Source organism: Lacticaseibacillus sharpeae JCM 1186 = DSM 20505, assembly GCF_001436225.1.
Classification (GTDB): domain Bacteria; phylum Bacillota; class Bacilli; order Lactobacillales; family Lactobacillaceae; genus Lacticaseibacillus; species Lacticaseibacillus sharpeae.
The window spans coordinates 218,606-225,339 of record NZ_AYYO01000056.1 but is presented as its reverse complement, the minus strand read 5'-3'; the positions used below and the strand labels follow the sequence as shown (position 1 = coordinate 225,339).

The following is a 6,734-nucleotide window of genomic DNA, read 5'->3' as shown; positions in this document are numbered from 1 at the left end:
CATTGATTTAGATGTTATTTTCAGAAGTGGCTAACTTGTACTTGAAATTTACCATGAAATTTTCACAAAAATAACGGGGACATTTCTGCAATGTCCCCGTTACCGTGGTTAAAGTTGATGCTTTTTGCCGTTTTGACAAAGTTGTGCGCGTTAACTTTGCACTATTCGTAACGTTCGTACGCACAGAACGCCACGTACCCCTTCGCGCGGGCCTGGGCCAACGTCATCGCCACGCGGCCGCCGCGTTGTTCGAGGCCGCGGCAGTGCGGGTCTTTGTGGTAGCGGCCCGGGATGTTCGCACTAACGTAGACAATCTGGCTGTCACCGGTCTTGGGCACCGGCTTGTACGCGTAATGGCGGGTACCGGTGTTAATGCCGGCACGGGCGGGGTTGTGGGTCGTGCCGCGGGTAGTGCTGTAGCGGGTCGTTGCCCGGGATGAGGTGCGGGCGACTGGGCGGGAGCTGGAAACAGCGGGCGCGGGTGTACTGCTGCTAACGGCAGACGCTTCAGTCGTGGTGTCGGTCGTGTCGCTGTCTGTGTCCGTCGTGTCGTCACTGCTTTCGTCCGTATACGACGTGTCGTAATCGTCACTGTCGTCCGTGGAGTCTTCTTCCTCGTCGTCACTGTCCGCGTACTCGTCGGGATCTTCGTCATCGGCGTCGCTATCGGCGGTGGCTACCGTGCTCTTTGCAGGTTCCGCAGATGAGGTATCTTGTTGTCGCACCGCCACCGCGGTAATCGTCAAGACCAGCGCCGCGAGAATCAGTATCGTCGCCCGGTTTGGGGTCATTTTCTTCTCACCCCAGTTCAGAATAATGTACAGCCACAGGGCAATCACTAAGCCCCACAGCACAATCCAACCTAATGTGTTCATAATTTCCTCCAATTTTACACAATAGGCATGAGTATACCGGATTGCTGAGGTGGAGGGAATACCGAAAATAATGGAATAACATCCCTTATTTACGAAAATAGCGGTTTAAAAAAGATTACAAACAAACAAAAAAATGCCTCCCGCAACATTTTGCAATGGAAACATTTAATTGGCCAAAGCTGTGATTACTATTTGTTAACAAACATTCCCTCTAAATCTGTAACCGTAATTGCCATGATTACGTCGCCATCAAGCTTATGCGGTTCACCAATGTCCTTGAATCCTCTTTGTTCATAAAATCCACATGCATCCGCCAAAGATTCAACAACGAAAAGACCAGCTCCAACCTGTCGAGTGACTGCCAGAACTTCTTTTAAAATTACGCTAAGAATTCTTTTGCCTACACCTCGGCCCTGGTACTCATCTGCGACCGCAAACCATATCAATTCGACAGTTGGAATAGCCATATTCTTGGCTTTATGGGGAATATGCGTTTCCCTACGAAATTTTTTGAACACTGTACGGGTGCCCGCACACAGCGAATAGAACGCAATAATGTTGCATTGTTCATCGAGGATTAGCGTGGTTCTGAACAGATGATTTTGTTCCATAGTTAATGCTCTTCGCTGTAAAAACTCATCAATACGTTGGTAATCCTTGGCCACATTATGAATTTGTTCATTCACTCTTGCCGGCATGCAGGTGAAGTTTTGTAAAGCCGCCTGATTGTCTAACTCGCTGATTCGCACCTTAGAAAATTCCACTAACGCTATCCTCGCCGCTTATCGATGATTTTTATATCTGATCTTTCATTCATGTCACGTGCAATTTGTTTTAACTGCTTTTTCCGGGCAGCTGTGGTTTTTTCGTAAATCATTCGCAGCATCTTGTCGTATGCCTTCTGTGTTACATACGGGTTCAGTTGACCCATTGACATATAATCATCCCCTAAAAGAATTGCTTTCCGCACTCCTACAGTAGCACACGTTTATGTTTTTTAATAGCACATTTTTCTTCGATGCTTATCGATTTTAGAACGCACTACACGTTATTAAATAAACAATATTAACCAATTGCATCTCAGAGACCATTTCTTCAGCGATCATCGCAAACAATATAAATTTTTAAATAAAAAAAGCACCGATGCCTGTTTCCACCAGTGCTCTAAAATAACGCTTCTACTGCTCTTCCTTCACCCGTCCCAGCACGTGCTTCGCCTTGGCGTGCGGGTACGGCTCGTCGTCCTCGGTGTAATACCCGACGCCGACCACGGTGGCCGGGGTGGCGGTGTTGTCCGCGCCCACCGGCACAATCACGTGGTCGCCCTCATCGTAGAGGTCCTGATCGGCGATGTAGTCGTACTTGCGGTCGCTGTCCTTGAACTGCACCTGAACGTAGATGCGCTCGTTTTGCCGCTGGCCATACGCGAACCGGCTCGGGTTGAACGCCTCGCCGATGGCACTCTGGCTGATGGCGTTGTACAGGATGTAGAGGATGTTCGGCCACTTAGCGGGCAGACTCGGCCGCAGGTAGGTGCCGCCGATTTGGCGCACGGTGCCGTCTGCAAACTCCATCTCCAGCAGGTACTGCGCCGGCGGAATTCCCGCCTGGCCGACGTGCTTGTTCCACCACTCCACATCGTCCATGTTGACGGTGTAGTCAAACTCGCTGAGCTGCTCCAGCAAGTCGGTTATGAGCAGCTCGTTGTGCAGCCGGCTGACGTTCTCGATATCGCCGTCTTTTTGCCCGTACTCCATCGTCGCCGTCTCTTGGTTGAGCTCAATCATTTCCTGCAGCTCATCCTTGGACTCATCCAGCGACAGTTTAAAGCGCGTCAGGTGGAGGTCATCTGGTGCGTCCGGGTCATCATCCGCCGCCGCATCCCCGTCCGGCATGTCGTCGGCGAACTGCTTGGTCAGCTCCGGCGCCTCACCGTCGAAGCCGAACTGCTTCTTCAGCAGGTCGCCGAACATATCGGCCAGGTGGCGCGCCGTGTTCTGCGCGTACGGCACGACAGCGAAAATGTCGAGGTCGTCCCAGCCGGTTGCCTGCGCCAGGAAGCGGTTCAGCTTGGTCTCCACCTCACTGGCATCCTCCGCTGGCATCGATGTGGTGAGCTTAATGCCTGTTTCATCGCTGTGGTCGATGGTGACAAAATCGGCGTCGGGCGCCATGGGTAGCGGCACCGACTGAATGTCCCGCACCAGGGCCAGGTACACCCGTGCGTGCTGCTCGTCAATCAGGGTTGCCCGCAGCTGCTCGGCATCTTCATCCGGATATGCCTGCGCGGACAGTGTTACCAGGCCGGTGCTACTCAACGTCAGCGTCGTTTCCATGGTGTCGCCGTTTTCTGGTTTCAGCATCCCCCCACGCGTGGCGGTGATACTTGCCTGCTCGTGGGCCTGGTGTGGCAGGTCGTGGGCCAGTTCGCGCAGCCGCATGAACAGTAGGATGAACTGGGCGCGCAGATTTGGCGTCCCCACATCCTGGCCGTCCGTGGCCGTCAGCTGGTGCCAGTAACCAAACGTCGCGTCCGCCAGCAGCGACGCGTCCGTGATGGGCGCCAGGCTCTGGGCCAGGCTATTCAGGTCTGTCGTTTGCGCCGCGGTCAGTTTTCCGTTCGCCTGCATTTTCGCCAGGCCATCCAGGTTCAGCCCCGCATCGATGGCATCGCGGCCGAACTCCTTACCGAAGTCGTGCTCCTCAGTATCAGTGAATTCGCGGTACCACTTGTCGATGAAGGCGGTTAATGTGTTGTCCATGCCGGCACTTCCTTTCTGCATCCATTTGTTTAATTATAGCGTGTCTGTGGCCGCGTGCTCAATCAGTTATCCGGATTTGTCCGCCACAGATATGGACCGTCGAACAGTTTGCTTGACCATTTCGCCCAGTTTTTGCAACAACATGCTACACCCTTAAAGATTGGCCGCGCGCGTTGTACAATAGAAGTATCAATTTTGCCCCACGAAAGGACCCCACCATGCGCCGCAACATCATGAATCTCGATACCACCACGCCCCAGACCTTCTCCGCCTTCTTCAACCGCACCGGTTACCGCGTTGACCGCGATGCAGACGACATCGAGCGCTTCGAACCCACGCTGCTGGTCACGAACGTCAAGGACGGCAACGGCCGGATGATCACCGACCACCTGTGGTTCAACTACAGCGCGGACTTCCAGGCACTCGGCCAGCTGAAGAGCGGCGAGCTGCTGAAGTTCACGGCCACCCCGCAGACCTACATGAAGGGCCGCCCCGGCGAGCACCACAAGGACTTCCAGCTGACCGACCCCACGGACATCGCGCTGGTGCGCAAGGCCGACCACAAGCCCGTACCTGACACCAAAGACGCCCTGATTGGCTGGATTATGAAGACCAACGAGAAGTTCTACCGCATTTCCGGCCGGATGATTGACCCGGACATGCTCGCGGCCTATGAAGAATGGCTGGCGGGACAGGAATAAGTACAGCAAAATAGCACTGGTGCAATCCTATCAGCACCAGTGCTATTTTGATATTTTAAGTCAAACATTTATTTTTAACGAGCTCAGCGGAACTCATTAATATTTTTAAAACTAACTATCCTGGTCTAACCAACCTTAGAGATCATAGAAGCTATCTCAGTCATACTAATTCCCAGATAAATATCTTCTCTTTGTTTATGCGGTTGGCCAATATCGACGAACCCACGATTTAAATAAAAGTTTCGAGCGACATAAAGCGAGTCAACCACAAACAAACAGGCACCAATATTGTGACACGTTTTGAGTACCCGCCTTAGAATCACCTTTAATACTTCAGAACCAATTCCTTGATTTTGAAATTTTGCCGCAACGCCAAACCACACCAGCTCAATTGTGGGCAATGCTGTATTTCTACCAATTGTAGGCACTGAATATACATGCCGAAACTGCTTGAAAACACGCCTTGTTCCAGCACACAACGAGTAGAACGCCAGTATCTCACCATCATCGTTGACTATCAGGCGCGTTCGCATCAGGTTGTCTGCATCATACTTAATTGCCGACTTGTGTAAAAAATCATCTATCAGCTGGTAATCATACAACACAGCACTAGGATATTTTGATGTAACCAGTGGAATACACGAAAATTGATCAATTGTCCTTTGATCTTTTAGCGCGGCTAAGGGTATGTCGCGTACTGACATATTGTTAATCCGTTAATCGGTCACAATGATTTCTATTTCAGGATGTGCATTTAAAAGCTTCCATGCGTCATCTAGCTGTTTTTGACGTTCGGGAGTAATCGGTTGCTCAACCATCTTAATCATCTGGTCGAATTCCTCCTGTGTAACGTAAGGATTCGTATAACCTTTCACAGAAATCACTTCCTTTCTCTACGGTAATTATATACCATGATTAGCAAAACTCAAAGAAATAATAACGTGTTTTGCTAATTTGCCGTTGATGTTCGGTAATTAAATATTATCAGTTATCCCTGTCAAAGCAGCATTATAAACGAATTAATATGGTAAAAGTGCTAACAATTGCATAACACCAGCCAGACGCCGTGCTAGTAAATATCTGATTATAAAAAACCACTGATGAATTTTACCACCAGTGATTACATTAAAACCTAATTTTTTATATATGCAGCAGTTCCGCCGGTGCCACCTGTGACATGCGCTGGTGCCCATCCGCGGTAATCAGGATGTCGTCTTCAATCCGGACCCCGCCAATGCCAGGCAGGTAAATGCCGGGTTCGTCGGTCAGCACGTTGCCGGGCAGAATCGGCGTCTCCATGAACTGCCCCCACGCACCAGGGCCTTCGTGGATGTCACGGCCAATCCCGTGACCGGCACCGTGGCCGAAGTATTCCTTGTAGCCGGCCGCGTCGATTGCACGGTGGGCCGCCGCCTGCATGGTCTTCCCCAGGGTCCCGGGATTCATGACGTCCGCCATCTCCTGGTTAGCCTGGAACACAATCTTGTAGACTTCATCCATCTTCGGGTCGGGGGTGCCGACCGCGAACGTCCGGGTGAGGTCGGACATGTAACCCTTGTACAGCGCGCCCCAGTCGAGCGTAATCACGTCGCCGGCTTCAATGACCTTGTCCACGGCGAATCCGTGGGGCAAAGCGGAACGGTAGCCGGACGCCACGATGGTCTCGAAGGACACCGCGGATGCGCCCTGGCCGCGCATGAAGAAGTCGAGGTCAGTGGCCACCTGCTGCTCGGTCATCCCCGGCTTAATCGTGGCAATCACGTGCTCGTAGCCGGCCTGGGCGATGTCGACCGCCTTTTGAATCAACGCAATCTCATCTGCCGACTTGATCTCGCGAATCTGTTCAACCATGTGCCAGGTTGGCACCAGCTCTGCCTTGGTGTTCTTGCGCAGCGCATCGTAGTTTTCAAACGTCATGTACGCGGACTCAAAGCCCACGGTCTTAGCGCCCCAGTCATCGACCATCTGGCCCATGTACGGCACGAGGCCCTTGGTGTGCAGCACGATGTCTGCGTCGTGCACCTCACCCTTAGCCGCCTCAACGAACCGGGAGTCGGTCACCAGCGCCGCTTGAGTCTGCGTCACCACGAGGCCGCTCTCGTCCCCACTGAATTCACTCACGTACGACACGTTCACGGGATCAGTGATAATGACCGCGTCCACGCCCTTGGCCGCCATCGCTGCCCGCAACTCTTTAAACTTCGACATGTTTCGCTCCTATCTGCGCGCCAGACTGCCGCGCCCTATGTATTCTGTATTGTTAATTATACGTCTTTTGGCGTGACGCCGGCCATTTAATTTTAATGTGGGGTTAATGGAAAATGTAGCCGCAGCTGGCGGGCGTAATTGCAGGAAATGGGGATTTGGGTCAGGAAAAATACGATGATTCACGTTAT

The 6,734-nt window shown here is 52.0% G+C and carries 6 protein-coding genes; 1 reads left to right on the top strand and 5 read right to left on the bottom strand.

What is annotated here, in order from left to right; all coding sequences use genetic code 11:
• Nucleotides 1-161: 161 nt before the first annotated feature.
• The 3 genes from FC18_RS11855 to FC18_RS11845 form a co-directional block, all read right to left on the bottom strand.
• Entirely contained in the window at nt 162-875 is a 714-nt protein-coding gene (locus FC18_RS11855) for a hypothetical protein (protein ID WP_054675935.1), read from the bottom strand.
• A 188-nt stretch (nt 876-1,063) separates the two neighbouring features.
• Nucleotides 1,064-1,639, bottom strand: coding sequence for a GNAT family N-acetyltransferase (locus tag FC18_RS11850; RefSeq protein WP_054675933.1), 576 nt, complete (start codon nt 1,637-1,639; stop codon nt 1,064-1,066).
• Between the two features lie 414 nt (nt 1,640-2,053).
• Entirely contained in the window at nt 2,054-3,637 is a 1,584-nt protein-coding gene (locus FC18_RS11845) for a hypothetical protein (protein ID WP_056976403.1), read from the bottom strand.
• 218 nt (nt 3,638-3,855) lie between these two features.
• Here FC18_RS11845 and FC18_RS11840 point away from each other — a divergent pair, with 218 nt between their 5' ends.
• A complete protein-coding gene (locus tag FC18_RS11840; protein WP_054675926.1) occupies nt 3,856-4,338 on the top strand; it encodes a hypothetical protein in 483 nt (160 codons plus the stop codon).
• A gap of 125 nt (nt 4,339-4,463) precedes the next feature.
• On the opposite strand, the gene FC18_RS11835 is transcribed toward FC18_RS11840, so the two are convergent.
• Together FC18_RS11835 and FC18_RS11830 are read right to left on the bottom strand one after the other, a co-directional pair.
• Nucleotides 4,464-5,042: a GNAT family N-acetyltransferase gene (locus FC18_RS11835; protein ID WP_054675923.1), complete on the bottom strand. Its 579-nt coding sequence runs from the start codon at nt 5,040-5,042 to the stop codon at nt 4,464-4,466.
• 436 nt (nt 5,043-5,478) lie between these two features.
• Nucleotides 5,479-6,546 (bottom strand): M24 family metallopeptidase, encoded by a 1,068-nt coding sequence (locus FC18_RS11830; RefSeq protein ID WP_054675921.1) that lies wholly within the window; start codon nt 6,544-6,546, stop codon nt 5,479-5,481.
• Nucleotides 6,547-6,734 lie beyond the last annotated feature (188 nt).

What these genes read in the sequence shown, in the direction of transcription:
- FC18_RS11830 (WP_054675921.1), bottom strand. Translation starts at nt 6,546, where the DNA reads ATGTCGAAGTTTAAAGAGTTGCGGGCAGCGATGGCGGCCAAGGGCGTG.
- FC18_RS11845 (WP_056976403.1), bottom strand. Translation starts at nt 3,637, where the DNA reads ATGGACAACACATTAACCGCCTTCATCGACAAGTGGTACCGCGAATTC.
- FC18_RS11835 (WP_054675923.1), bottom strand. Translation starts at nt 5,042, where the DNA reads ATGTCAGTACGCGACATACCCTTAGCCGCGCTAAAAGATCAAAGGACA.
- FC18_RS11855 (WP_054675935.1), bottom strand. Translation starts at nt 875, where the DNA reads ATGAACACATTAGGTTGGATTGTGCTGTGGGGCTTAGTGATTGCCCTG.
- FC18_RS11840 (WP_054675926.1), top strand. Translation starts at nt 3,856, where the DNA reads ATGCGCCGCAACATCATGAATCTCGATACCACCACGCCCCAGACCTTC.